Source organism: Pseudomonas sp. TMW22090 (assembly GCF_022496665.1).
Classification (GTDB): Bacteria; Pseudomonadota; Gammaproteobacteria; order Pseudomonadales; family Pseudomonadaceae; genus Aquipseudomonas; species Aquipseudomonas gregormendelii.
Genome location: NZ_SCFH01000003.1, coordinates 269,691 through 293,984, shown reverse-complemented (window position 1 = coordinate 293,984; position 24,294 = coordinate 269,691). Strand labels below are relative to the sequence as shown.

Sequence of the window (24,294 nt, the reverse complement as noted above, 5' to 3'; positions counted from 1 at the left end):
CTGCGGGGTCGGTATGCTAGCATAGGCGCCCCGCTAAACACTCATTCCTGCGACGTGAAGCGTTCTCAGGATGACCATGAATTGTTCGAGAGTTCTGTCGATGACCAATCCTGCCCTGATTGATGAGCTGAAGACCCTGGTTGAGCCTGGCAAGGTGCTGACCGATGCCGACTCCCTCAATGCTTATGGCAAGGATTGGACCAAGCATTTCGCCCCGGCGCCCACCGCGATCGTGTTTCCCAAGACCACCGAGCAGGTTCAGGCCATTGTCCGTTGGGCCAACGAACGCAAGGTGGCGCTGGTGCCATCCGGCGGTCGTACCGGGCTTTCCGCCGCCGCCGTGGCAGCCAACGGCGAAGTGGTGGTGTCGTTCGACTACATGAACCAGATTCTCGAGGTAAACCTCACCGATCGCACCGCCGTGTGCCAGCCGGGCGTGGTCACCGAGCACCTGCAGAATGTCGCCGAAGAAAAGGGCCTGTACTACCCGGTAGATTTCGCCTCGGCCGGCTCCAGCCAGATTGGCGGCAATATCGGCACCAATGCCGGCGGAATCAAAGTGATTCGCTACGGGATGACCCGCAACTGGGTCGCTGGCATGAAGGTCGTCACCGGCAAGGGTGACCTGCTTGAGTTGAACCGCGACCTGATCAAGAACGCCACGGGCTACGACATGCGTCAGCTGTTCATCGGCGCCGAAGGGACCCTGGGTTTTGTGGTCGAAGCGACCATGCGCCTGGATCGCGCGCCGAAAAACCTGACTGCCATGGTGCTCGGTACCGCCGATTTCGATTCGATCATGCCGGTACTGCACGCTTTCCAGGGCAAACTCGACCTGACGGCCTTTGAATTTTTCTCCGACAAGGCCCTGGCCAAAGTCATGGCGCGCGGTGATGTTCCGGCGCCTTTCGAAACCGATTGCCCGTTTTACGCGCTGCTGGAATTTGAAGCGACCACTGAAGAAGTGGCCAACCACGCCCTGGAAACCTTCGAACACTGCGTCGAGCAGGGCTGGGTGCTGGACGGTGTGATGAGCCAGAGTGAAACCCAGTTGCAGAACCTCTGGAAGCTGCGCGAATACATCTCCGAGACCATCTCCCACTGGACTCCGTACAAGAACGACATTTCGGTCACCGTGTCGAAAGTGCCGGCGTTCCTCAAGGAAATCGACGCGATCGTCGGCCAACACTATCCGGATTTCGAAATCGTCTGGTTTGGTCACATCGGCGACGGCAACCTGCACTTGAACATCCTCAAGCCGGATAACCTGAGCAAGGACGAGTTCTTCGCCAAGTGCGCCACGGTCAACAAGTGGGTGTTCGAAACCGTCGAGAAGTACAACGGTTCGATTTCCGCCGAACACGGCGTGGGCATGACCAAGCGTGACTACTTGACCTATAGCCGTTCAGAGGTTGAGATCGAGTACATGAAAGCCGTCAAGGCAGTGTTCGACCCGAACGGCATCATGAACCCGGGCAAGATTTTTGCTGTTTGACTTTCGAACTTAAGCGCTACGAACCAGGAGCCGGTCAATGAGCTATCAGCACCAGTATGTCGACGGTACGCGTATCCACTTTCCACTGGGCAAAGTGGTCTGCATCGGTCGTAACTACGCCGAACACGCCAAGGAACTGGACAACCCGGTGCCTACCGAACCGCTGCTGTTCATCAAACCGGGCAGTTGCGTCGTGCCGCTCGAAGGCGGCTTCAGCATTCCGACCGAGCGCGGTTCGGTGCATTACGAAGCAGAAATTGCCGTGTTGATCGGCAAGCCGCTGTCGACCAAGCCAAGCCGGGAAGAAGTGCTGGATGCGATCTCCGGTTTCGCACCGGCCCTGGACCTGACGCTGCGCGACAAGCAGGCTGAACTGAAATCCAAGGGCCTGCCCTGGGAAATCGCCAAGTCGTTCGACGGCGCGGCGGTGATTGCGCCGTTCGTGTCCGGCAGCACCTTCGCCGACCTGGCCGACATCGGCATTCGCCTGACCATCAATGGTGAAGTTCGCCAGGACGGCAACAGCAGCGCCATGCTCAACCCTATTGTGCCGATGATCCAGCACATGGCCGGATGCTTCTCGCTGCAGGCCGGTGACGTGATCCTGACCGGCACGCCAGTGGGCGTTGGCCCGCTGAATGTGGGCGACGAACTGGTCATCGAATTGCCAGGCGCCAGCAGCTTTACCACCAGCGTCCGCTGACAGCACAGCCTCCCGTGGGAGCAAAGCTGCCTGTGGGAGCAAAGCGTGCTCGCGATAGCGGTCTACCATTCAACTTCAATGTTGAATTCAAATGCCTCATCGCGAGCACGCTTTGCTCCCACAGGAATTTGCTTCCACAGGAATTGCATCCCGACCGGGATTGCTCCCATGACTCCCATTCATGACTATCCGGAATCCATCCGTTAATGGCCAACCCACCGCTGCCCACGCTCAAACCTGCCCGCCGCCCGCGCTTTTTCATGCGCTGGTATTACTGGCTATTGCTGGTTGCCGCCATAACCTATGGCCTGGCCATTGCCATGCATTGGGATGACCGAGGTGCGCTCTGGTTGCAGGAACGTTTCGAAAGCCCCGCCGAGCGCCAGGAAAGTATCTGGCTGCCGAATTACACCGCAGTCATCGACGCCAAATTGCTGCCAGGCATGGAGAAGGACGAAGCGTCCGACCTGGCGTACAACCCTCAGACCAAAACCCTGTTCTCGGTTATGGGCAAGAACCCCTTTCTCGTCGAACTGTCCTTGCAGGGCGACGTGCTGCGCAAGATGCCCCTGGTCGGCTGGAGCAATCCGGAAGGCCTGACGGTGATGGGCAATGGCCTGATGGCCATCGTCGACGAGCGCGAGCACCTGCTGTCCATCGTCAAGGTCGATGCCGATACCCGGGAGCTGAACATCGGCGACTTCCCCAAGTACGATCTTGGCCCTTCGAAAGATCAGAACAAGGCGTTCGAAGCCATCGTCTGGGACTCGCGCAATCAGCAGATGTTGTTGGGTGAAGAGCGTCCACCGGCGCTGTTTACCTGGAAAAGCAGCGACGGCGTCTCGCTGGCGGGCGACAAGCAGAAGCTCGACAGTGACGAACTGGACCTGCGTAATCTGTCTGCCCTGGCCATCGACCCACGCACCGGCCATACCCTGGTGCTGTCAGCCGATTCCCACCTGCTGCTGGAGCTGGACGAGAAAGGCGAGCAGGTCAGCTTCATGACCCTGCTGGGGGGCTTCAACGGGTTGAAGAGCACCCTCCCCCGCGCCGAAGGCGTGACCATGGATGACGCTGGCAACCTGTACATGGTGAGCGAGCCGAACTTGTTTTACCGCTTCGAAAAGCACGAATGATGACGCTGCTGTGCAGGATTACGCCTGTGCAGTTGTAGGATAGGGCAAGTGGCCATTAAGCTTGAGTTCAGACAGACGTGATATTTCATCCGCCTGTCCTGAATCCGAGCCCACCAGAATGCGTCGATTTGCCCGTCCCAAACCCCTGATCCTGATCTTCGCGATGGTCGCACTGCTGGCGTTGATCGCCATGGGCCAATACCTGCGCCTGTTCGAGCGCGGCTGGTTCAACCTGCATGCGCTGTGGCAGGCCGAGAGCGCACTTTCCATTGGTCTTGATCGTTATCAGGTCACGGTCGAGGCGCGGGTGATCGATGGCCTGGATGACGACGTGTCGGCCCTGACATTCGATCCAGTGCGCAAAAGCCTGTTCACGGTCACCAACAAGAATTCCGAATTGATCGAGCTGTCCCTGGATGGCCAGATTATCCGGCGCATTTCGCTGGTGGGCTTTGGCGATCCGGAAGCGGTGGAGTACATCAGCGCCGACACCTACGTGATCACTGACGAGCGCGAGCAGCGATTGATCAAGATTCATCTGGAAAAAGACACCACCTTCCTCGACGCTGCGGACGCCGAGCAGATGACCCTTGGCGTGCATATGGCCGGTAACAAGGGCTTTGAGGGCCTGGCGTACGACTCGGTGGGCAAGCGCCTGTTTGTTGCCAAGGAGCGCGACCCGATGCTGATTTACGAAGTGCAGGGTTTTCCGCACTACAATCCGGAAAAGTCCTACGCGGTACATGTGGTCAATAACCCCAAGCGCGATGCCGGGATGTTCGTGCGAGACCTGTCCAGCCTGCAGTACGACGAACGCAGCGGCCATCTGCTGGCGCTGTCGGACGAGTCGCGGTTGATTCTGGAGCTGGACGTGGACGGGCGCCCGCTCAGTACCATGTCGCTGAGCAAGGGACGCCAGGGCCTGCAAAAGACCGTGCCGCAGGCGGAGGGGATCGCCATGGATGACGAAGGCACCATGTACCTGGTGAGCGAGCCGAACCTGTTCTACGTGTTCAGGAAGCCCGCACAAAACTAACCAGCACCCCACATCATTATGGGAGCGGGCTTGCTCGCGATGGCGGCCGGTCAGTCAACAGAATGTTGATTGTAATGGCCTCATCGCGGGCAAGCCCGCTCCCACAGGTTTATCGGTGTTTCTGGTTACTCTGCGCGCAGGGTTTTCACGCCTTCGCTTGTGCCCAGCAACAGCAAGTCCGCGGGGCGTGCAGCAAACAAACCATTGGTCACCACGCCGACGATCGCATTGATCTGCGTCTCCAGCTGCACCGGGTTGGTGATCTGCATGTTGTACACGTCGAGGATGATGTTGCCATTGTCGGTCAGCACACCTTCTCGGTAGACCGGATCGCCGCCCAGCTTGACCAGTTCGCGGGCCACATGGCTGCGGGCCATCGGGATCACTTCCACTGGCAGCGGGAACTCGCCCAGGACCGGCACCAGCTTGCTGGCGTCGGCAATGCAGATGAACGTCTTGGCCACGGCCGCCACGATCTTCTCGCGAGTCAGGGCGGCGCCACCGCCCTTGATCAGGTTCAGGTGCTCGTCGCTTTCATCGGCGCCGTCGACGTAGAACTCCAGATCGCTGACGGTATTGAGTTCGTACACCGGAATCCCGTGGCCCTTGAGGCGCGCGGCAGTGGCTTCGGAGCTGGCGACGGCGCCATCAAACGCGCCTTTGTGTTGCGCCAGGGCGTCGATAAAGCAATTGGCGGTGGAGCCGGTGCCGACCCCGACGATGCTCTTGTCATCGAGTTTCGGGAGGATGAAGTCGACGGCGGCCTGGGCCACTGCCTGTTTGAGTTGATCCTGGGTCATGCGGGCTCCGAAGTGCCGAAGAGGGGGCTGAAGGCCGGCATTATAGGCTGCGGGGCAGGGAAGGTCATGCTCAAACCTGGGGGATATCCCGGTAGGGGCAAAGCTTGCTCCCACAGGTTTGGATTGGGGTGTGGTCGTGTGGCGCGAAGCCGGGTTAGACTCGTTGGTCCTGCCCAACCCGCTCAGTGATGCTTTCCGATGCTCGAACAGTACGTCAAGAAGATCCTCACCTCGCGCGTTTATGACGTTGCCGTAGAAACCCCACTGCAGACTGCTCGCCAGCTCTCCGAGCGGCTGGGCAACAGCATTTGGCTCAAGCGCGAAGACTTGCAACCGGTGTTCTCGTTCAAGATCCGCGGCGCCTACAACAAGCTCACCCAACTGAGCGAGGAAGAGCGGGCGCGCGGTGTCGTCACCGCTTCTGCCGGCAACCATGCCCAAGGGCTGGCCCTGGCGGCCAAGGTACTGGGCGTGAAAGCGACCATCGTGATGCCCAAGACCACCCCGGAAATCAAGGTCGAAGGCGTACGCTCGCGTGGCGGCAAAGTCGTGTTGCACGGGGATTCATTCCCGGAAGCCCTGGCCTACTCGCTGAAACTGGTCGACGAAAAAGGCTACGTCTACATTCATCCCTATGACGATCCTCATACCATCGCCGGGCAGGGCACGGTGGCCATGGAGATCCTGCGCCAGCACCCGGGCCGCCTGGATGCTATTTTCGTTCCGGTGGGCGGTGGCGGGCTGATCGCCGGTATTGCGGCATACGTTAAATACCTTCGACCTGAAATCAAGGTCATCGGCGTCGAGCCGGACGATTCCAACTGCCTGCAAGCAGCCATGGCTGCCGGTGAACGCGTGGTCTTGCCGACCGTGGGCATTTTCGCCGACGGTGTGGCGGTGGCGCAGATCGGCCAGCACACATTCGACATCTGCAAAGACTATGTCGATGAAGTCATCACCGTCAGCACTGACGAAATCTGTGCGGCAATCAAGGACATTTACGACGACACCCGCTCCATCACCGAGCCCGCCGGCGCGCTGGGCGTGGCCGGGATCAAAAAGTACGTCGAACAACATGGTGTCACCGGCCATACCTTCGTGGCCATCGACTCCGGCGCCAACGTCAACTTCGACCGCCTGCGCCACGTCGCCGAGCGAGCCGAGCTGGGCGAGGGTCGCGAAGCCATCATCGCCGTGACCATTCCCGAGAAGCCTGGCAGCTTCAAGGCGTTCTGCGAAGCCATCGGCAAGCGCCAGATCACCGAATTCAACTACCGCTACAACACCGGCAGCGAAGCGCACATTTTTGTCGGGGTGCAAACGCATCCGGACACCGATCCGCGCAGCGCGCTGATTGCCAGCCTGGGCGAGCAGGGCTTTCCGGTGCTCGACCTGACCGACAACGAACTGGCCAAGTTGCACATCCGTCACATGGTGGGCGGTCGTGCCGCGCATGTGGTCGATGAAGTGATTCTGCGGTTTGAATTCCCGGAGCGCCCGGGTGCGCTGTTCAACTTCCTCAACAAGCTGGGCGGGCGCTGGAACATTTCGATGTTCCATTATCGCAACCACGGCGCTGCGGACGGCCGAGTCGTCGCGGGGCTGCAGGTACCGCATGACGAGCGTCACCTGGTGCCTGCGGCGCTGGAAGAAATCGGCTACCCGTATTGGGACGAAAGCGACAACCCGGCCTATCTGCTGTTTCTGGGCTGAGCGACTACGCTGTTGGGCAAGCCATAAGGAAATCGAACAATGGACACGTTAACCGCCCTGAAAATGGCCCACACTGCGGCGACCGCGATATTGCTGGGTTGTGCGCTGGGCCTGGGGATCTGGGTGTGGCAAACGCGGCGCGGTGGCGACGCCACGGCGGGCAGCCGCACCTTGCAGAGGCCACGGGTGTTTGTCTGGCTGCTGATGGGCCTGGCCCTGCTGAGCATGCCATTCACCGGCTGGTGGATGGTGCACCTGGTGGGCTGGCCCTTGGGACAGACCTGGCTGCTGGCCTCCAGTGTGCTTTATACCTTGGCGGCGTTGGGGTGGTTCTGGCTGCTGGTGCGGCTGAACAAATTGCGCAAGGCGCCGGGGGGTAATGGCAGATTTACTTTTGCCCTGGCGCTGTTCAGTTTTGTTTGCCTGGTCGCGATTGCGGGGTTAATGGGCGCGAAGCCGGTTTAGCCCGAAAGATCGTCCGAACGCGGCCCAAGCCTTCGGACGATCTATTGATCTTCAGTCGCGCAGGGTGATCACCGGCCAACCGCGGTTCTCGGCCTCAGCCCGCAAGTTAGGGTCCGGATCAACCGCCACCGGATTCGCCACCTGCTCCAGCAGCGGCAAATCATTCATCGAATCGCTATAGAAATAGCTGTCGTCCAACGAATGCCCGGTCTCTTGCAGCCAGCGATTCAATCGGGTGACCTTGCCTTCGCGGAAGCACGGTACGTCGGTGCTGCGCCCGGTGTAACGGCCGTCGAGCATTTCGCACTCGGTAGCAATCAGGGTTTCAACGCCCAGGCGCTGGGCAATCGGTCCGGTTACGAAACGGTTGGTCGCGGTGATGATCACCAGCTTGTCACCCGCGTCACGGTGCTTGGCCAGCAGCTCGATAGCCTTGGGTAACACGATCGGCTCAATGCAGTCGCGCATGTAGTCCTGGTGCCACTGCGCCAGCGTGGCCATTTCGGTGCGGCCCAGGACCTCCAGGCAAAAGTTCAGGTAGGCGGCGTTATCGAGCTTGCCGGCCAGGTAATCCTGATAGAACTCGTCGTTGCGTGTCTTGTAGGCAACCGCGTCGAGGAACCCGCGTTCGCACAGGTAATCGCCCCAGGCGTGGTCGCTGTCGCCGCCCAGAAGTGTGTTGTCCAAGTCGAATAAAGCCAGCCGCATTGCAGTTACTCGCTGAAAAGTCTGTAGAAAGGCGTCCAGAATACGGACTTTTCACAAGAGTGCACATAAGGTAGGCCGGCTCGTTGCTGCCTTCACAACCTTTGTGGAACAATGCGACGACATGCGTTTGCGAGGTTGTTGCCGTGATCGACCCCGATGGTTTCCGCCCCAATGTCGGGATCATTCTCACGAATGATGCCGGACAGGTGCTATGGGCTCGCCGTATCAATCAAGATGCCTGGCAGTTTCCCCAGGGTGGAATCAATCCCCAGGAGACGCCGGAAGACGCCTTGTACCGCGAGTTGAACGAAGAAGTGGGCCTGGAACGCGAAGATGTTGAAATTCTCGCCTGTACCCGGGGCTGGTTGCGCTATCGTTTGCCGCAACGTCTGGTCAGGACCCACAGCCAACCGCTGTGCATCGGCCAGAAACAGAAATGGTTTCTCCTGCGCCTGATCTCCAACGAGCAGCGGGTGCGGATGGATTTGACCGGTAAACCGGAGTTCGATGGCTGGCGCTGGGTCAGCTATTGGTATCCGTTGGGCCAGGTGGTGACATTCAAGCGCGAGGTGTATCGACGCGCTCTCAAAGAGCTTGCCCCGCGCCTTTTAACGCGCGACTGACGACGGAGTTCGACCCCGAGCCATGCTCAATACGCTGCGCAAGATCGTCCAGGAAGTTAACTCCGCCAAGGATCTCAAGGCGGCGTTGGGGATTATTGTGTTGCGCGTCAAAGAGGCCATGGGCAGCCAGGTTTGCTCGGTCTACCTGCTCGACCCCGAGACCAACCGCTTCGTCCTGATGGCCACCGAAGGCCTCAACAAGCGCTCGATCGGCAAGGTCAGCATGGCGCCGAACGAAGGTCTGGTGGGCCTGGTCGGTACGCGTGAAGAACCCCTGAACCTCGAAAACGCTGCGGATCACCCGCGCTACCGTTACTTCGCCGAGACGGGGGAAGAGCGCTACGCCTCCTTCCTCGGGGCGCCGATCATTCACCACCGCCGCGTCGTCGGCGTGCTGGTCATTCAACAGAAAGAACGCCGCCAGTTCGATGAAGGTGAAGAAGCCTTCCTCGTGACCATGAGCGCGCAGCTCGCTGGCGTTATTGCCCACGCCGAGGCCACCGGCTCGATCCGCGGGCTGGGGCGCCAGGGCAAGGGCATCCAGGAGGCGAAGTTCGTCGGCGTTCCCGGTTCGCCGGGCGCGGCGGTCGGTACGGCGGTGGTCATGCTGCCGCCGGCGGATCTGGATGTGGTGCCGGACAAGACCATTACCGACATCGATGCCGAACTTGGGCTGTTCAAGACTGCCATCGAAGGTGTGCGTGCCGACATGCGTGCCTTGTCGGCCAAGCTTGCGACCCAACTGCGCCCGGAAGAGCGCGCGTTGTTCGACGTCTATCTGATGATGCTCGACGATGCCGCGCTGGGCAACGAAGTCACCACCGTGATCAAGACCGGGCAGTGGGCCCAAGGCGCGTTGCGCCAGGTCGTCACCGATCACGTCAACCGCTTCGAACTGATGGACGACGCCTACCTGCGTGAGCGCGCATCGGACGTCAAGGACCTGGGCCGACGCCTGCTGGCTTACTTGCAGGAGGAGCGTCAGCAAAACCTGGTCTACCCGGAAAAAACCATTCTGGTCAGCGAAGAACTGACGCCGGCGATGCTCGGCGAGGTTCCGGAAGGCACGCTGGTTGGCCTGGTCTCGGTGCTCGGCTCGGGTAACTCCCACGTTGCGATTCTGGCCCGGGCCATGGGTATCCCGACGGTTATGGGCCTGGTTGACCTGCCATACGCCAAGGTTGACGGCATCGAGCTGATCGTCGACGGCAATCGTGGCGAGGTCTACACCAACCCCAGTGACGTGCTGCGCAAGCAATTCGCCGAGGTGGTGGAAGAAGAGAAGCAACTGGCCCTGGGCCTCGACTCTTTGCGAGACCTGCCATGCGTGACACTCGACGGCCACCGCATGCCGCTGTGGGTCAACACCGGCCTGCTGGCGGATGTGGCGCGGGCGCAGAAGCGTGGCGCCGAGGGCGTTGGCTTGTACCGAACCGAAGTGCCGTTCATGATCAACCAGCGCTTCCCGAGCGAAAAGGAGCAACTGGCGATCTATCGCGAGCAGCTCGCCGCGTTCCACCCGCAGCCGGTCACCATGCGCAGTCTGGATATCGGCGGTGACAAGTCGCTGTCGTATTTCCCCATCAAGGAAGACAACCCGTTCCTGGGATGGCGCGGCATTCGCGTCACCCTCGACCACCCGGAAATCTTTCTGGTGCAGACCCGGGCCATGCTCAAGGCCAGTGAGGGCCTGAACAACCTGCGAATCCTGTTGCCGATGATCTCCGGCACCCACGAGCTCGAAGAAGCCCTGCACCTGATCCACCGGGCCTGGGGTGAAGTGCGCGACGAGGGCACGGACGTACCGATGCCCCCGATTGGCGTAATGATCGAGATTCCGGCGGCGGTGTACCAGACCAAGGAGCTGGCGCGGCAAGTCGATTTCCTGTCGGTCGGTTCGAATGACTTGACCCAGTACCTGCTGGCGGTGGATCGCAACAACCCGCGGGTGGCCGATCTCTACGATTACCTGCACCCGGCAGTGCTTCAGGCGCTGCAGAACGTAGTGCGTGATGCCCATGCCGAGGGTAAGCCGGTGAGTATCTGCGGCGAGATGGCCGGTGATCCTGCGGCGGCGGTGTTGTTGATGGCGATGGGTTTCGACAGCCTGTCGATGAACGCCACCAACCTGCCCAAGGTGAAATGGATGCTGCGCCAGATCAATCTGAGCAAGGCCAAGGAGTTGCTGGCGGAGCTGATGACCATCGACAACCCGCAAGTTATCCACAGCTCGTTGCAGTTGGCGCTGAAGAACCTTGGGTTGGCCCGAATCAATAATCCGGCGACTGCCAAGGTTCTCTAAATAGCTGATGGCCTGATCGCGAGCAGGCTCGCTCCCGCAGAGTCTCTGGTGTGACCGCAATCTGTGTCACACCGCGCAACCCTGTGGGAGCGGGCTTGCCCGCGATGAGGCCGGCACAGGCAAGACAAAATCAAACCCTGATTTCCACTTCCCCCAGATGCCCGCCATACGGCCCGAAGCTCCGTTCGACCATATACCGCGTGCCATCCGCCTGCACAATCAGCGCCGTACTCGCCCGCGTTCCGTAAGTCGGGCTGGCAATGAACACACTCGACAGCAACGCCTCGGTTGCCAGCCCCACGCCGGTATCCGGCAGCTCGGCAAAGTCGGCTGTCTGCGGGTCGTTGAGGAGCGCGAGCAGAACATCAGGCTGTGGATCGTCCAGCGCTCTTTCCAGTGCCGAGCGGGCCTTGAGCAACTTGGGCCAGGGCGTGTCGAGACCGGCATTGGATAAACCATAGACACCCGGCTGCAGCATCACCGCCTCCGACTCCCGGGCGTTGAAGTGCCACATCTCATGATTGTTGCCCACCAACAGGTTAAACCCGGCATATTCAACCGAACGTCCGACAACGTCGGTTAAATAATCATCAATTGGCATGTCGCCACAGAGGAACCGCGCTACCAGCTCGCCCCGGGATTTGCGCGCTGGTGGCTGATGGGGGTCGCGAATATTGGTCAGCGCGGCGAAGCGGCCATTGGCGCCGATACCGAGCCAGGTGCCGCCGGCTTCCAGGTCGCGACCGGCATATACCTGCGGCGCTTGCGACCACTGCGCAAGGGGCAGGCTGGGACGGGCGTAGAACTCGTCGCGGTTGGCTGCCACGATCAGCGGCTGGGCATGCCCGGGTCGCCAGGCAAAAACAATCAGGCACATAAGAGGGTCCCATGCGTTTTTTTCCCACTGTACGCAGTCATCGTCCGTCGATCCATCGCCTTGCACAGTGGAGCCTTGGCCCCCGCATCCGTTACCATGCCGCTCCTGATTTCACGATGCTAGGGATATGGCCATGGAAATTCTGCTCTATCTGGCGCTGGGCGCCTGTGCGGGCGTACTGGCCGGGCTGTTCGGGGTGGGGGGCGGCATCATTATCGTCCCGGTACTGGTGTTCAGTTTCACTTTGCAGGGTTTCGATGCGTCGATCCTGACTCACCTGGCGGTGGGTACATCCCTGGCGACGATCATTTTCACCTCGGTCAATGCGGTTCGCGAGCATCATCGCCGCGGGGCCGTGCGTTGGCCGATCTTCGCGTGGATGACCCTGGGTATCCTGATGGGCGCCGGCTTTGGTGCGCTGACGGCCGAAGCGATCTCCGGGCCGAACCTGCAGAAGATTATTGGCGTATTTGCGCTGGTCATCGCTGTGCAGCTGGCTCTGGACGTCAAGCCCAAGGCCAGCCGAACGGTGCCCGGCAAAGTCGGTCTGACCCTGGCCGGCAGCGTGATCGGTTGGGCGTCGGCGATTTTCGGGATCGGCGGTGGCTCGCTGACCGTGCCGTTCCTGACCTGGCGCAGCGTGCCAATGCAGCAGGCGGTGGCCACGTCATCGGCGTGCGGCCTGCCGATTGCGCTGGCCAGTGCTTTAAGTTTCATGATTCTGGGCTGGCACGATCCGTTGTTGCCGGCCCATAGTCTCGGTTTTATTTATTTACCGGCGCTTCTGGGCATTGCCCTGACCAGCATGTTCTTCGCCCGGGTGGGCGCGCGGCTGGCTCACCGATTGTCGCCGAAGTTGCTGAAAAGACTGTTTGCCGCTTTGCTGTTCTGCGTCGGGCTCAGCTTCCTGCTTTGACGCGCTCCGCAATACTGGCTTAATCCTGGCGTGACAGCGTCGCCCGGGAATTTAGAAAGTTTCAACTCTAACGAGGAGTCGCAATGCTGCCTTACCCGCAGATCGACCCGGTGGCCTTGGCCATCGGTCCGCTGAAAATCCACTGGTACGGCCTGATGTACCTGATCGGCATCGGCGGCGCATGGTGGCTGGCGTCCCGCCGGCTGAACCGCTTCGACCCGACCTGGACCAAGGAGAAGCTCTCCGACATGGTGTTCTGGATGTCGATGGGCGTGATCGTCGGCGGCCGCCTGGGCTATGTGCTGTTCTACGATCTGAATGCCTATCTGGCCAACCCGACGCTGATCTTCGAAGTGTGGAAGGGCGGAATGTCGTTCCACGGCGGCTTTATTGGCGTGATGCTGGCGGCATTGTGGTTCGGCAAGAAGAACAACAAGTCGTTTTTCCAGCTGATGGATTTCATCGCGCCGATGGTGCCAATCGGCCTGGGTGCCGGCCGTATCGGCAACTTCATCAACGCCGAACTGTGGGGCAAGGCAACGGACGTGCCGTGGGCGATGGTGTTCCCGACCGATCCTGCGCAACTGGCGCGTCACCCGTCGCAGCTGTACCAGTTCGCACTGGAAGGCGTGGCGCTGTTTGCGATCCTGTGGATCTTTTCCCGCAAGCCACGGCCGACCATGGCGGTATCGGGGATGTTCGCGCTGTTCTACGGCATCTTCCGCTTCATCGTTGAATTCGTCCGCGTACCGGACGCGCAACTGGGCTATCTGGCCTGGAACTGGCTGACCATGGGTCAGGTGCTGTGCGTACCGATGATCGTTGGCGGGTTGTTCCTGATCTGGCTGGCGTATCACCGCGCCCCGGCTACTCCGGCAGCGGCAGTATAAAATTCGAACCCGGGGCTCGGGCCCCGGGGTCAAGGACACAGGTAACTCATGAAGCAATATCTCGAACTGGTCGCCCACGTCATCAAGAACGGCACCAAACAGGCCAACCGTACCGGTGTGAACACCATCAGTTTTCCCGGTGCGATGCTGCGTTACGACCTGCAGGAAGGTTTTCCGGCAATCACAACCCGCAAAATGGCCTTCAAATCGGCCATTGGCGAGATGTGCGGATTCTTGCGAGGGGTGAACAACGCCGCCGAATTCCGCGCCCTGGGCTGCAAGGTCTGGGACCAGAACGCCAACGAAAATGCGCAATGGCTGGCCAACCCGTTCCGCCAGGGTGAAGACGATCTCGGCGAGATCTACGGTGTGCAGTGGCGCAAATGGCCTGCATATAAACAGATCCCGGTCAGCAACCAGGCGGCGATCGAGCAGACCCTGAGCCAGGGATATCGGCAGATCGCCGCGGGCGAAGAAGACGGCGAGGCTTATGTGGTGCTGTACAAGGCGATCGACCAGATCCGCCAGTGTATCGACACCATTATCAAGGACCCGGGTAGCCGGCGCATCCTGTTCCACGGCTGGAACGTCGCGCAGCTCGATGAAATGGCCCTGCCGCCGTGCCACCTGCTGTACCAGTTCCACCCCAATGTCGAGACCAGGGAGATTTCCCTGACCCTCTTCATCCGCTCCAATGACCTGGGCCTGGGCACGCCGTTCAACCTCACCGAAGGCGCCGCGCTACTGAGCCTGATCGGCCGACTGACCGGCTACACACCGCGCTGGTTCACCTACTTCATCGGTGATGCGCACGTGTACGAGAACCATCTGGACATGCTCAACGAGCAGCTCACGCGTGAGCCGTTCCCGATGCCCAAACTGGTGATCAGCGACCGGGTGCCGGAGTTTGCCAAGACCGGTGTTTATCAGCCTGAGTGGCTTGAGTTGATCGAACCTGGCGATTTCTCGCTGGAAGGCTATCAGCACCACGCGCCAATGACCGCGCCGATGGCAGTCTAACGCCTCCGGCAGCTCCTACAGGGGATGGGTGGTGCTTTTAGTGGCCGTGGCTGCGGCCAACATGGGAGGGCTCGACTTCCGTCGCGACAACTCCGCCACTCACCTCCAGCCGCTGCAAAATCCCGCAATGCTCACTCCCTGGCCCCTCGCCGCAACGTTGGCGCAGGTCGAGAAGTTGTGCCTGCAATGCCAGCAAGCCCTCGATCCGGGCCCTGACGTGATGGATGTGCTCATCCACCAGCGCATTCACGCTCTCACACTGATCCTGCGGACTGTCGCGCAATGCCAGCAGGCTACGGATCTCTTCCAGGGTCATGTCGAGGGTGCGGCAGTTGCGGATAAACGTCAGGCGTTCGACGTGGGCCTGGGTGTATACGCGGTAGTTGCCGTCACTGCGCGCGGGCTCTGGCAGCAGGTGCTCACGCTCGTAATAGCGGATGGTCTCCACGGCGCAGTCGGTCAGTTTGGCCAGCTCTCCAATCTTCATGGCAGCAAATCTCCAAATGGGTGCTTGACCCTATAGTGGCTACAGGGTCTTTACTTGGCAACAGGCACCAACATGGACGCAAACCAATGAGCGACTCCCAGCACATCCACAAACCCGGCGCGGATCACGATCATGATCACGGCCCCAGGCTTCAGCCTGTACAAAAGCACGACCATGGCAGCCCTGGCGACTCGTGCTGTTCTTCCAAAGCCGCTGCGCCGTCGCTGATCAAGCTGAGCGAAACGCCGACCGACGGTGCGCGCCTGAGCAGTTTCCGCATCGATGCCATGGACTGCCCGACCGAGCAGACGCTGATCCAGAACAAGCTCGGTAAACTGGCAGGTGTGCAGCAACTCGAATTCAACCTGATCAATCGAGTCCTGGGCGTGACCCATGACCTGCCCAGCACTGCGCCGATCATCGAGGCGATCAAGTCGCTGGGCATGGTGGCCGAGCCGATGGAGCAGGGCGCCGAAGCGCCAGCGCCGGTCCCCGAGAAAAAGCACTGGTGGCCTCTGGCGCTGTCGGGTGTGGGTGCACTGGCAGCAGAAGTGATCCACTTCACCAACGCCGCGCCGGACTGGGTGGTGGCGATCATCGCGCTGGTTTCGATCCTCAGTGGTGGCCTTACTACTTACAAAAAAGGCTGGATTGCGCTCAAGAACCTCAACCTGAACATCAACGCGTTGATGAGCATCGCGGTCACCGGCGCGGTCCTGATTGGCCAGTGGCCGGAAGCGGCGATGGTGATGTTCCTGTTCACCGTGGCCGAGTTGATCGAAGCCAAGTCGCTGGATCGAGCGCGCAACGCCATTGGCGGCCTGATGCAGATGACCCCGGAACAGGCCACGGTGCAGCAAGCCGACGGCCGCTGGGTTGAGCAAGACGTCAAAACCATCGAGCTCGGCGCGCGAGTGCGGGTGCGTCCCGGCGAGCGAATTGGTCTGGACGGTGAAGTCGTGTCGGGCAGTTCCACCATCGATCAGGCGCCGATCACGGGCGAAAGCCTGCCGATCGAGAAGACAGTGGGCGATAAGGTATTCGCCGGGACCATCAACCAGGCAGGGTCCCTGGAATATGCCGTCATTGCTGTGGCCAATAACTCGACGCTGGCGCGGATCATCCACGCCGTGGAACAGGCGCAGGGCGCACGCGCGCCAACCCAGCGGTTCGTCGATCAATTCTCGAAAATCTATACCCCGGCAGTGTTCCTGCTGGCGTTGGCCGTTGCCGTGATTGCGCCGCTGTTCATGGGCGGCGCCTGGTTCGACTGGATCTACCGGGCGTTGGTCTTGCTGGTGGTCGCTTGCCCATGCGCGTTGGTGATTTCCACCCCGGTGACCATCGTCAGCGGCCTCGCGGCGGCGGCGCGCAAAGGCATCCTGGTGAAGGGCGGGGTTTATCTGGAGGGCGGCTACAAGCTCGATTACCTGGCGTTGGACAAGACCGGCACCATCACCCATGGCAAACCGGTGCAGACCGATTATTTGTCACTTGACCCAACCGCTGACGCCACCGCCCCGGCGATTGCGGCGGCGCTGGCCGGCCGCTCGGATCACCCGGTGTCTTTGGCCATCGCCAATGCGGCTGTGGATAAACAATCCGCGCCGCTGGTTGTGGATAACTTTGAAGCGCTGGCTGGTCGCGGTGTGCGCGGTGAAATTAACGGTCAGGTCTATCATTTGGGCAACCATCGGCTGGTGGAAGAGCTGAACCTTTGCTCGCCGGAACTGGAAGAGAAGCTGTTTGCACTGGAAAAACAGGGTAAATCGGTAGTGTTGTTGCTCGACAAGTCCGGCCCGCTGGCGCTATTCGCCGTGGCTGATACGGTCAAGGAGTCCAGCCGCGAGGCGATCCGGCAACTGCACGAACTGGGCATCAAAACCCTGATGCTTACCGGCGACAACGTCCACACCGCTCAGGCGATTGCCGCGCAAGTGGGTATCGACGAGGCCAAGGGCGACTTGCTGCCAACCGACAAGCTGCAAGCCATCGAAGCACTTTATGCACAGGGCCATCACGTCGGCATGGTCGGCGATGGCATCAACGATGCGCCGGCGCTGGCTCGGGCCGAGATCGGTTTCGCAATGGCGGCTGCTGGCACCGATACCGCCATCGAGACCGCCGATGTCGCCCTGATGGACGACGATCTGCGCAAGATCCCCGCGTTCATCCGCCTGTCGCGGCAAACGTCGAGCATCCTAAAGCAGAACATTGCCCTTGCATTGGTAATCAAGGCGATCTTTCTTGGGGTAACCTTCGCGGGGGGCGCGACCATGTGGATGGCGGTGTTCGCCGACATGGGCGTGAGCCTGTTGGTGGTGTTCAATGGTTTGCGTTTGTTGCGCAAGTAAGCGATGAGGATTGGGTGTGCTGAGTGCGGAGCTGAAGGCGTTTTATATGGTGGCCCGCCTGGGCAGCATCACCCTGGCGGCGAAAAAGCTCGGGTTGAGCCAGCCTACGGTGACCACCCAGATTCGCAATCTGGAAAGCCAGTACTCGGTTGAACTGTTCTATCGCGGTGGCCGCCGCCTCACTGTCAGCGATGAAGGGGCGCGACTGCTGCCCATGGTCAAGGCATTGATGCAGCAGGAGGCGGACATCGAGTTCTTCCTGCGCAACAGTGGTCAGGTTCAAGGCACCTTGCGCATCGCGGCTACTGCGCCTTATTACATTCTCGACCTGGTGAAGACCTTTCGCGAGCGCCTGCCCCAGGTGGAAGTGTCAGTGGAAATCGGCAACTCGCAGCAGGTGCTGGAGGCGCTGGAGGAGTACCGCGTCGACGTCGCTGCTTCCTCGCAGTTGCTGGATGATGCGCGATTGATCCGTCGAGTGCTGGGTACCGATCCACTGGTACTGGCGGTGCATCGCAATCATCCGCTGGCGGTGCATGATCATGTACCGCTCAGCGCGCTGGCCGGGCATACCCTGTTGATGCGCGAATCCGGCTCCACCACCCGGCGCCTGACTGAAGAGCTGCTGGCCAGTGCGGGCGTGGGTTTCGGACCGCTGCTGGAAATTGGCAGTCGGGAGTCGATCCGCGAGGCTGTGCTGCGCAATATCGGTATCAGCATCATTGCCCGCCAGGAAGTGCCGCATGATCCGCAACTGCGGGTGTTGACCATCGAGAATGCGCCGCAGATCCCTGAATACCTGTACTGCCTCAAGGAGCGTAAGGGCGCGCGGTTGCCGGCGGCGTTTCTCGGGTTGGCGCAAGAGATGGCGCCGGCCTGAGACTTTTGACTTCAACCCAAATCCTTGAATACCACTATCAGCCGTTTTTGCCTCACTGCCACATCACGTACGCATTACATCCCTAGGATGGCTCTCATCTGCTTGATGAGGTCTGTCCATGAACCACTCGATCGCAACTGCCCTGACCAACCCCGGCGCCCCGATGAAAGTGCGCGGCGTGCAAAAACGCTTTGGCGCGTTCACTGCACTGGATAACGTTTCCCTCGACGTGGCAGCCGGCGAGCTGGTTTGCCTGCTCGGTCCGTCGGGCTGCGGCAAGACTACATTGCTACGCTGCATCGCCGGCCTGGAGAAACAGGACAGCGGCGAGCTGTACCTGGGCGATCGCGACGTTTCCCACCTGGCGCCCCAGGCCAGGGACTACGGCATTCTGTTCCAGTCCTACGCCTTGTTCCCCAATCTCACCGTCGAGGCAAACATCGCCTACGGCCTAGCCGGCAGTGGTCGCGATGAAGTGCGTAAGCGTGTGGGGCAGATGCTGGAGCTGGTGGGCCTGATCGGCAGTGAAAAAAAGTACCCCGGGCAACTGTCCGGCGGCCAGCAGCAACGCGTCGCCCTGGCGCGGGCATTGGCGCCGGCACCGTCGCTGTTGCTGCTCGATGAGCCGATGTCGGCCCTCGACGCCCGGGTTCGCGAGCATCTGTGCACCGAGCTGCGCCAGCTGCAGCGTAACCTGGGCATTACCACCCTGATGGTCACGCACAACCAGGACGAGGCCATGCTGATGGCCGACCGCATCGCCGTGATGAACAACGGCAAGGTCGAGCAGTACGCTACCGCGCAGGAAATCTACGACCGTCCGGCGACTCCCTTTGTCGCCGAGTTCGTCGGCCAGGGCAACTGGCTGCCGTTCAGCCGCAGCAATGGCAGCCATGCCCAGGTTGGCGGGATGAACATGCGCCTGGCCGAGGGGGGCGCGAAAACCGCATCGGGGCGCTTGTTCTGCCGACCTGAAGCCATCTGCGTCAACCCGACGGTGCATGAGGAAAACCTGTTCCCGGCCAAGGTTCGCGAGATCACTTTCCTCGGCAACCGCTGCCGCATGAGTTTTGAACTCGACCAATTGCCTGGCCATGCGCTGCTCGCTGAATTGGCGCCTGAAGCCATGCCGCGTCTTGGCGCGCAGCAGATCATGGTGGCTTTGCCGCCGCGCAGCCTGCAGGTGTTCGCCTGATGAGCGCGAACATCGCCCTGCCGATGCCGCGCAAGCAGGTGCGGCAGACGTCCCGAGCCGAGATCGGCGATCGGCTGTTCGTGGTCGGCGGCAAAGTGGTTTTGCTGGTATTGCTCGGCGTCGCGGTATTGCTGCCGTTGCTGGCGATCTTCTGGCGCGGGTTCAGCGCCGAGGCCGGGCAGGGCGGTGGCCTGGTCGCCGCCCGTGAGCTGGTGACCAGTGCGAACTTCCACTGGCTGTTGGGCAACAGCCTGAAAGTTTCCCTCAGCGTGGCGGCTATTGTCGTCCCGCTGGCCTACCTGTTTGCCTACGCGCTGCAACGAACGCTGATTCCAGGCAAAGGCATCTGGCGCGGTATTTCCCTGTTGCCGCTGATGGCGCCCTCAATGCTGCCCGGAATCGCCCTGGTCTATCTGTTCGGCAACCAGGGCATGTTGCGCGGCCTGCTCTCGGACAACATCTACGGTTTCTGGGGCATTGTTCTGGGCGAGGTCATCTACACCTTCCCGCATGCCTTGATGATCCTGCTGTCAGCGCTGTCATTGGCAGATGCACGCCTGTTCGACGCGGCCTCCAGCATGGGCGCCAGTCCGGCGAAAGCGTTCCGCAGCATCACCTGGCCGGCGACGCGTCAGGCCGTGTTCGCGGCGTTCTGCCTGGTGTTCACCCTGACCATTACCGACTTTGGCGTCCCCGTGGTGGTCGGCGGCGATTATCAAGTGCTGGCACTGGAAGCTTATAAAGCGGTGGTCGGCCAGCAACAGTTCGGCCGTGGCGCGTTGATCGGCATGGTCCTGCTGCTGCCGGCACTGCTCAGCTTCGGTGTCGACGCCTGGTTGCGTCGCCGTCACGGCGACTCCATGAGCGGTAGGGCGCAAGTGTTCAAACCGCTGCCATCGCCCCTGCGAGACAGGTGTTACCTGGCAATCGTGATGCTGATCTGCGCGGTGCTGCTGCTGGTGTTCGGCATGGCGGTGTTCTCGTCGCTGGTAAAATTCTGGCCGTACAACCTGTCGCTGTCGCTCAATCACTACCAGTTCAACGACACGGCGGGCGGTGGCTGGCTGGCCTACGGCAACAGCGTGAAGATGGCCGTGTGCACAGCGCTGATCGGCAGCGTGCTGATCTTCACCGGCGCCTACCTGATGGAGAAAACCAAGGGCCAGCGCGGCCTTAACCTGACCCTGCGCATGCTCAGCTTTGTGCCGATGGCGGTGCCCGGCCTGGTGCTCGGCCTGGGTTATGTCTTCTTCTTCAATCTCACCGGCAACCCGCTGCATGTGCTGTACGGGACCATGACGCTGCTGGTGGTGTGCACCATTGCTCATTATTTGACCACCGCCCAGATGACCGCCACCACAGCGCTGCGCCAACTCGATGGCGAGTTCGAAGCCGCTGCGTTGTCGCTCAAGGCGCCGCTGTATCGGCACTACCTGCGGGTCACCGTGCCGATCTGCCTGCCCGCGCTGCTGGACATCGTGCGCTACCTGTTCGTCTCGGCCATGACCACCGTCTCGGCCGCGATCTTCCTGTACAGCCCCGACACCATCCTCGCGGCGGTGGCGGTGCTGAACATGGATGACGCCGGCAACGTTGGTGGTGCGGCCGCGATGTCGACCCTGATTCTGTTCACCTCGGCGGGCGTGTCCCTGCTGCTGGCCTGGGCCTCGCGCGGTTTGCTGCGTCGCTCCCAGGCCTGGCGGCAGACTGCACCCGGAAAATAGATCTGTCCCCATAAAAGGAGCTGCATCATGTTCAAGCCTATGGCCCTGGCCGCTGCTGTCCTCACCGCTTTCAGCCTGAACGCCTTTGCGGCGAAAACCGAGTTGACGGTGTACACCGCGCTCGAAGCGGAACAGCTCAAGACTTACAAAGAGGCATTTGAGAAAGCCAACCCGGATATCGGAATCAAGTGGGTTCGCGACTCTACAGGCATCATCACCGCCAAGCTGCTGGCTGAGAAAGCCCGCCCGCAGGCTGATGCTGTGTGGGGCCTGGCGGCATCGAGCCTGGCGATTCTCGACCAGCAAGGCATGCTGCAGAGCTACGCACCCAAGGACCTGGACAAGATCGGTGGCAACTACCGTGACGCCGCCAATCCACCCGCCTGGGTCGGCATGGATGTCTGGGCCGCGACCATCTGCTTCAACACTGTCGAGGCCGAGAAACAGGGGCTGACCAAGCCGGTAAGCTGGCAGGACCTGACCAAGCCTGAGTACAAAGGCAAAATCGTGATGCCTAACCCGGCGTCGTCCGGCACTGGTTTCCTCGACGTCAGCGCCTGGCTGCAAACCTTCGGCGAGAAGCAGGGCTGGCAGTACATGGACGACCTGCACCAGAACATCGGGCAATACGTCCATTCCGGCTCCAAGCCCTGCAAGCTCGCAGCCTCCGGCGAATTCCCGATCGGCATTTCCTTTGAATACCCGGCCGTTCAACTCAAGCGCCAGGGCGCTCCGCTCGACATCATCCTGCCGAAGGAAGGCCTTGGCTGGGAGATCGAAGCCACCGCGCTGATCAAGGGCTCGCAGCACGAAGAAGCGGCGAAGAAGCTGGCTGATTTCTCCGCCAGTCCGGCGGCGATGGAGCTGTATAAAGAGAACTTTGCAGTACTGGCTCAGCCGGGAATCGCCAAGCCACAGACCGAGCTGCCGGCGGATTACGAGCAGCGCTTGATCAAGAACGACTTTGCCTGGGCGTCGAAGAATCGCGACGAAATCCTGGCCGAGTGGCGCAAGCGCTATGACGGCAAGTCCGAGAAAGTGGCTGCCAAGTAGGATCTTTATCGGCTGACAGGGCCCCTTCGCGGGCAAGCCCGCTCCCACAGGTTTTGAGGTGTTCGCGAATTTAACGCTCACCACCCTGTGGGGCCTCGCAGCCAGTTCCGATAGGGATTGGTAGTGAACACAGATGTTGTGAACACCAATGAACCTGTGGGAGCGGGCTTGCCCGCGAAGGCGGCTTCGAATTCAGGACAAAACCCATGACACAACACAGCGACATACTGATCGTCGGCGCCGGCATTCTGGGTCTGTCCCATGCCTACGCCGCCGCCAGGCGCGGGCTCAAGGTCCGCGTTTTCGAACGCAGCGAAACACCCCTGGGCGCCTCAGTGCGCAACTTCGGCCAGGCCCTGGTCACCGGCCAGCCGCCCGGCCCGATGCTCGAACTGGCCAAGGCCAGCCGTGATATCTGGGGCCAATGGGCGCAACTTGCCGGGCTGCAGCTCAAGCGCAATGGCTCGTACCTGTTCGCCCGCACTGAAGCCGAAGAGGATTTGCTCGAAGCCTTTTGCGCCGGCCGCGCGGTGAAACACGATTACCGCGTCGACCTGCTGCGCGGCTCAGCGCTACGCGATTTGTACGGCGGTCAATTCCGCCATCACCGGGCCGCGCTGCATGGCCTGGAGGATCAGCAACTGTATTCACGGGAAGCGATCCCGGCATTGATCGACTACCTGCGCCGCGAGCTGGGCGTCGAATTTCATTTTTCGACGCTGGTGCGCGACATTGAACCGGGCCGCGTGCACAGCACTGCGGGGGTGTTCAGTGCCGGACAGATCATCGTTTGCTCCGGTCATGATTATCAGACCCTGCTGGCGGGGCCCATCGCCGAGCTCAACCCGCAAGTCTGTCGCCTGCAAATGCTGCGGGCGCGGCCGCAGGTCAACCTTAACCTGCAACATGCGCTGCTCACCGGCCTGAGCTGCGTGCACTACGGTGCCTTTGCCGATCTGCCCGAAGCTGCGGCAGTGCAGGCGCAGATGGTGCGAGAAACACCGTACTTGCACGAAAACGGCATTCATCTGCTGATCAGCCCGACGCCTTACGGCGAATTGATCATTGGCGACTCGCACCATTACGGCAACGATGCCTCACCCTTCAATGCCGAGCAGGTGGATGACTACATGATCGAACTGGCCGAGCAGACGCTGGGCTGCAAGATCAAAGTGGTGGAGCGCTGGCAGGGAGTCTACGGTTCACGGGGGCCGGCGCCCTTTTCGTTCCTGCGTCCTGCCGCCGGGCTGAGTGCAGCGCTGATGCACAGCGGGGTCGGCATGAGCGTCGGGCCGGCCATGGCTGAGCGCAACGTGGCGATCCTGCTGGGGGAATAATCATGGAGCGCAATGAGCAAGTGATCGGCGAGGTTTTCGCCCTGTACGAGCGTTACGGCGCCAGCGACTACATCGGCGAGCCGGTGTCGCAGATCGAGCATATGTCACAGGCCGCCGAACTGGCCATGGCCGAAGGTTTTGACGATGAGGTGGTGCTGGCGGCGTTCTTCCACGACATCGGGCATATCTGCGCTGCCGATGCCGCCCGGAACATGGGCGGATTTGGCGTGGTCAGCCATGAGCGGTTGGGTGCCGATTATCTGCGGCGCGCAGGTTTCAGCGAACGCCTGGCGCGGCTGGTCGAGTATCACGTTAAGGCCAAGCGTTATCTGACCCTCAGGGAGCCTGGGTACTACGAACGATTGAGTGTAGCCAGTCGCCGGACCCTGGTGCATCAGGGTGGGGTGATGTCCATTGAGGAAGCTGAGGCATTCGAGCGTGATCCCTTGTGCGCCCTGAGCCTGCGCATGCGGCAGTGGGATGAGTTAGCCAAGGAGATGGATGTTCCGGTGATTGATCTGGGGGTGTTGAAGGCCAAGGCGTTGCGGCTATTGGTGATCTAGGGCAGAAGGACCGCGTT

22 protein-coding genes are annotated in these 24,294 nt (G+C 60.9%); 18 read left to right on the top strand and 4 right to left on the bottom strand.

Features of this window, described 5'->3' with window-relative positions; genetic code table 11:
* Positions 1 to 100: 100 nt before the first annotated feature.
* The 4 genes from EQV97_RS10585 (at position 101) to EQV97_RS10570 (ending at position 4,370) form a co-directional block, all read left to right on the top strand.
* Entirely contained in the window at positions 101 to 1,495 is a 1,395-nt protein-coding gene (locus EQV97_RS10585; RefSeq protein ID WP_122841099.1) for an FAD-binding oxidoreductase, read from the top strand.
* 37 nt (positions 1,496 to 1,532) lie between these two features.
* Complete coding sequence (locus EQV97_RS10580) at positions 1,533 to 2,198, top strand: fumarylacetoacetate hydrolase family protein (RefSeq protein ID WP_122841100.1); 666 nt, start codon at positions 1,533 to 1,535, stop codon at positions 2,196 to 2,198.
* A gap of 206 nt (positions 2,199 to 2,404) precedes the next feature.
* The gene (locus tag EQV97_RS10575; protein WP_240888918.1) at positions 2,405 to 3,334 is read left to right on the top strand and encodes an SdiA-regulated domain-containing protein; all 930 of its coding nucleotides are present in this window, start codon (positions 2,405 to 2,407) and stop codon (positions 3,332 to 3,334) included.
* A 118-nt stretch (positions 3,335 to 3,452) separates the two neighbouring features.
* Positions 3,453 to 4,370 carry an SdiA-regulated domain-containing protein gene (locus EQV97_RS10570; RefSeq protein ID WP_122841102.1) on the top strand — a complete coding sequence of 306 codons (918 nt, stop codon included), beginning with the start codon at positions 3,453 to 3,455 and terminating at the stop codon, positions 4,368 to 4,370.
* Positions 4,371 to 4,495: 125 nt separating this feature from the next.
* Here the strand turns inward: EQV97_RS10570 and rpiA are convergent, their stop codons facing one another.
* Entirely contained in the window at positions 4,496 to 5,170 is a 675-nt protein-coding gene (gene rpiA / locus EQV97_RS10565; RefSeq protein ID WP_045059773.1) for a ribose-5-phosphate isomerase RpiA, read from the bottom strand.
* A gap of 198 nt (positions 5,171 to 5,368) precedes the next feature.
* Here rpiA and ilvA point away from each other — a divergent pair, with 198 nt between their 5' ends.
* Together ilvA and EQV97_RS10555 are read left to right on the top strand one after the other, a co-directional pair.
* Positions 5,369 to 6,883 carry a threonine ammonia-lyase, biosynthetic gene (ilvA, locus tag EQV97_RS10560; RefSeq protein ID WP_122841104.1) on the top strand — a complete coding sequence of 505 codons (1,515 nt, stop codon included), beginning with the start codon at positions 5,369 to 5,371 and terminating at the stop codon, positions 6,881 to 6,883.
* Positions 6,884 to 6,922: 39 nt separating this feature from the next.
* Entirely contained in the window at positions 6,923 to 7,348 is a 426-nt protein-coding gene (locus EQV97_RS10555; RefSeq protein ID WP_045059775.1) for a DUF2269 domain-containing protein, read from the top strand.
* A gap of 51 nt (positions 7,349 to 7,399) precedes the next feature.
* Here EQV97_RS10555 and EQV97_RS10550 read toward each other — a convergent pair whose 3' ends face one another.
* Complete coding sequence (locus EQV97_RS10550; protein WP_240888917.1) at positions 7,400 to 8,056, bottom strand: HAD family hydrolase; 657 nt, start codon at positions 8,054 to 8,056, stop codon at positions 7,400 to 7,402.
* Between the two features lie 143 nt (positions 8,057 to 8,199).
* On the opposite strand from EQV97_RS10550, the gene EQV97_RS10545 reads away from it, so the two are divergent.
* Positions 8,200 to 8,679 carry an RNA pyrophosphohydrolase gene (locus EQV97_RS10545; protein ID WP_007945562.1) on the top strand — a complete coding sequence of 160 codons (480 nt, stop codon included), beginning with the start codon at positions 8,200 to 8,202 and terminating at the stop codon, positions 8,677 to 8,679.
* A gap of 22 nt (positions 8,680 to 8,701) precedes the next feature.
* A complete protein-coding gene (gene ptsP / locus EQV97_RS10540; RefSeq protein ID WP_045059777.1) occupies positions 8,702 to 10,981 on the top strand; it encodes a phosphoenolpyruvate--protein phosphotransferase in 2,280 nt (759 codons plus the stop codon).
* Between the two features lie 130 nt (positions 10,982 to 11,111).
* Here the strand turns inward: ptsP and EQV97_RS10535 are convergent, their stop codons facing one another.
* Positions 11,112 to 11,858, bottom strand: coding sequence for an NRDE family protein (locus tag EQV97_RS10535; RefSeq protein ID WP_122841107.1), 747 nt, complete (start codon positions 11,856 to 11,858; stop codon positions 11,112 to 11,114).
* A gap of 133 nt (positions 11,859 to 11,991) precedes the next feature.
* Here EQV97_RS10535 and EQV97_RS10530 point away from each other — a divergent pair, with 133 nt between their 5' ends.
* From EQV97_RS10530 to EQV97_RS10520, 3 genes are all read left to right on the top strand, one after another.
* Entirely contained in the window at positions 11,992 to 12,774 is a 783-nt protein-coding gene (locus tag EQV97_RS10530) for a sulfite exporter TauE/SafE family protein (protein WP_240888916.1), read from the top strand.
* An 83-nt stretch (positions 12,775 to 12,857) separates the two neighbouring features.
* Positions 12,858 to 13,664: a prolipoprotein diacylglyceryl transferase gene (gene lgt / locus EQV97_RS10525; protein WP_045059780.1), complete on the top strand. Its 807-nt coding sequence runs from the start codon at positions 12,858 to 12,860 to the stop codon at positions 13,662 to 13,664.
* Positions 13,665 to 13,712: 48 nt separating this feature from the next.
* On the top strand, positions 13,713 to 14,684 hold the full coding sequence (locus tag EQV97_RS10520) for a thymidylate synthase (RefSeq protein WP_045059781.1): 972 nt from the start codon (positions 13,713 to 13,715) through the stop codon (positions 14,682 to 14,684).
* Positions 14,685 to 14,721: 37 nt separating this feature from the next.
* Here the strand turns inward: EQV97_RS10520 and cadR are convergent, their stop codons facing one another.
* Positions 14,722 to 15,171, bottom strand: a complete 450-nt coding sequence (cadR, locus tag EQV97_RS10515) for a Cd(II)/Pb(II)-responsive transcriptional regulator (protein WP_122841109.1) — start codon at positions 15,169 to 15,171, stop codon at positions 14,722 to 14,724.
* Between the two features lie 86 nt (positions 15,172 to 15,257).
* Here cadR and EQV97_RS10510 point away from each other — a divergent pair, with 86 nt between their 5' ends.
* From EQV97_RS10510 to EQV97_RS10480, 7 genes are all read left to right on the top strand, one after another.
* Entirely contained in the window at positions 15,258 to 17,525 is a 2,268-nt protein-coding gene (locus EQV97_RS10510) for a heavy metal translocating P-type ATPase (protein WP_240888915.1), read from the top strand.
* A gap of 16 nt (positions 17,526 to 17,541) precedes the next feature.
* Entirely contained in the window at positions 17,542 to 18,405 is an 864-nt protein-coding gene (locus EQV97_RS10505) for a LysR family transcriptional regulator (protein WP_225568849.1), read from the top strand.
* Positions 18,406 to 18,523: 118 nt separating this feature from the next.
* Complete coding sequence (locus EQV97_RS10500; RefSeq protein WP_045059785.1) at positions 18,524 to 19,600, top strand: putative 2-aminoethylphosphonate ABC transporter ATP-binding protein; 1,077 nt, start codon at positions 18,524 to 18,526, stop codon at positions 19,598 to 19,600.
* Complete coding sequence (locus EQV97_RS10495) at positions 19,600 to 21,324, top strand: putative 2-aminoethylphosphonate ABC transporter permease subunit (protein WP_240888914.1); 1,725 nt, start codon at positions 19,600 to 19,602, stop codon at positions 21,322 to 21,324. The genes EQV97_RS10500 and EQV97_RS10495 overlap by 1 nt, the downstream gene beginning before the upstream one ends.
* Before the next feature lie 27 nt (positions 21,325 to 21,351).
* Positions 21,352 to 22,377 carry a putative 2-aminoethylphosphonate ABC transporter substrate-binding protein gene (locus EQV97_RS10490; RefSeq protein WP_225568847.1) on the top strand — a complete coding sequence of 342 codons (1,026 nt, stop codon included), beginning with the start codon at positions 21,352 to 21,354 and terminating at the stop codon, positions 22,375 to 22,377.
* Between the two features lie 206 nt (positions 22,378 to 22,583).
* The gene (locus tag EQV97_RS10485) at positions 22,584 to 23,714 is read left to right on the top strand and encodes a TIGR03364 family FAD-dependent oxidoreductase (RefSeq protein ID WP_240888913.1); all 1,131 of its coding nucleotides are present in this window, start codon (positions 22,584 to 22,586) and stop codon (positions 23,712 to 23,714) included.
* A 2-nt stretch (positions 23,715 to 23,716) separates the two neighbouring features.
* On the top strand, positions 23,717 to 24,277 hold the full coding sequence (locus EQV97_RS10480; RefSeq protein WP_122841116.1) for a phosphonate degradation HD-domain oxygenase: 561 nt from the start codon (positions 23,717 to 23,719) through the stop codon (positions 24,275 to 24,277).
* The last annotated feature ends 17 nt before the right edge of the window (positions 24,278 to 24,294 follow it).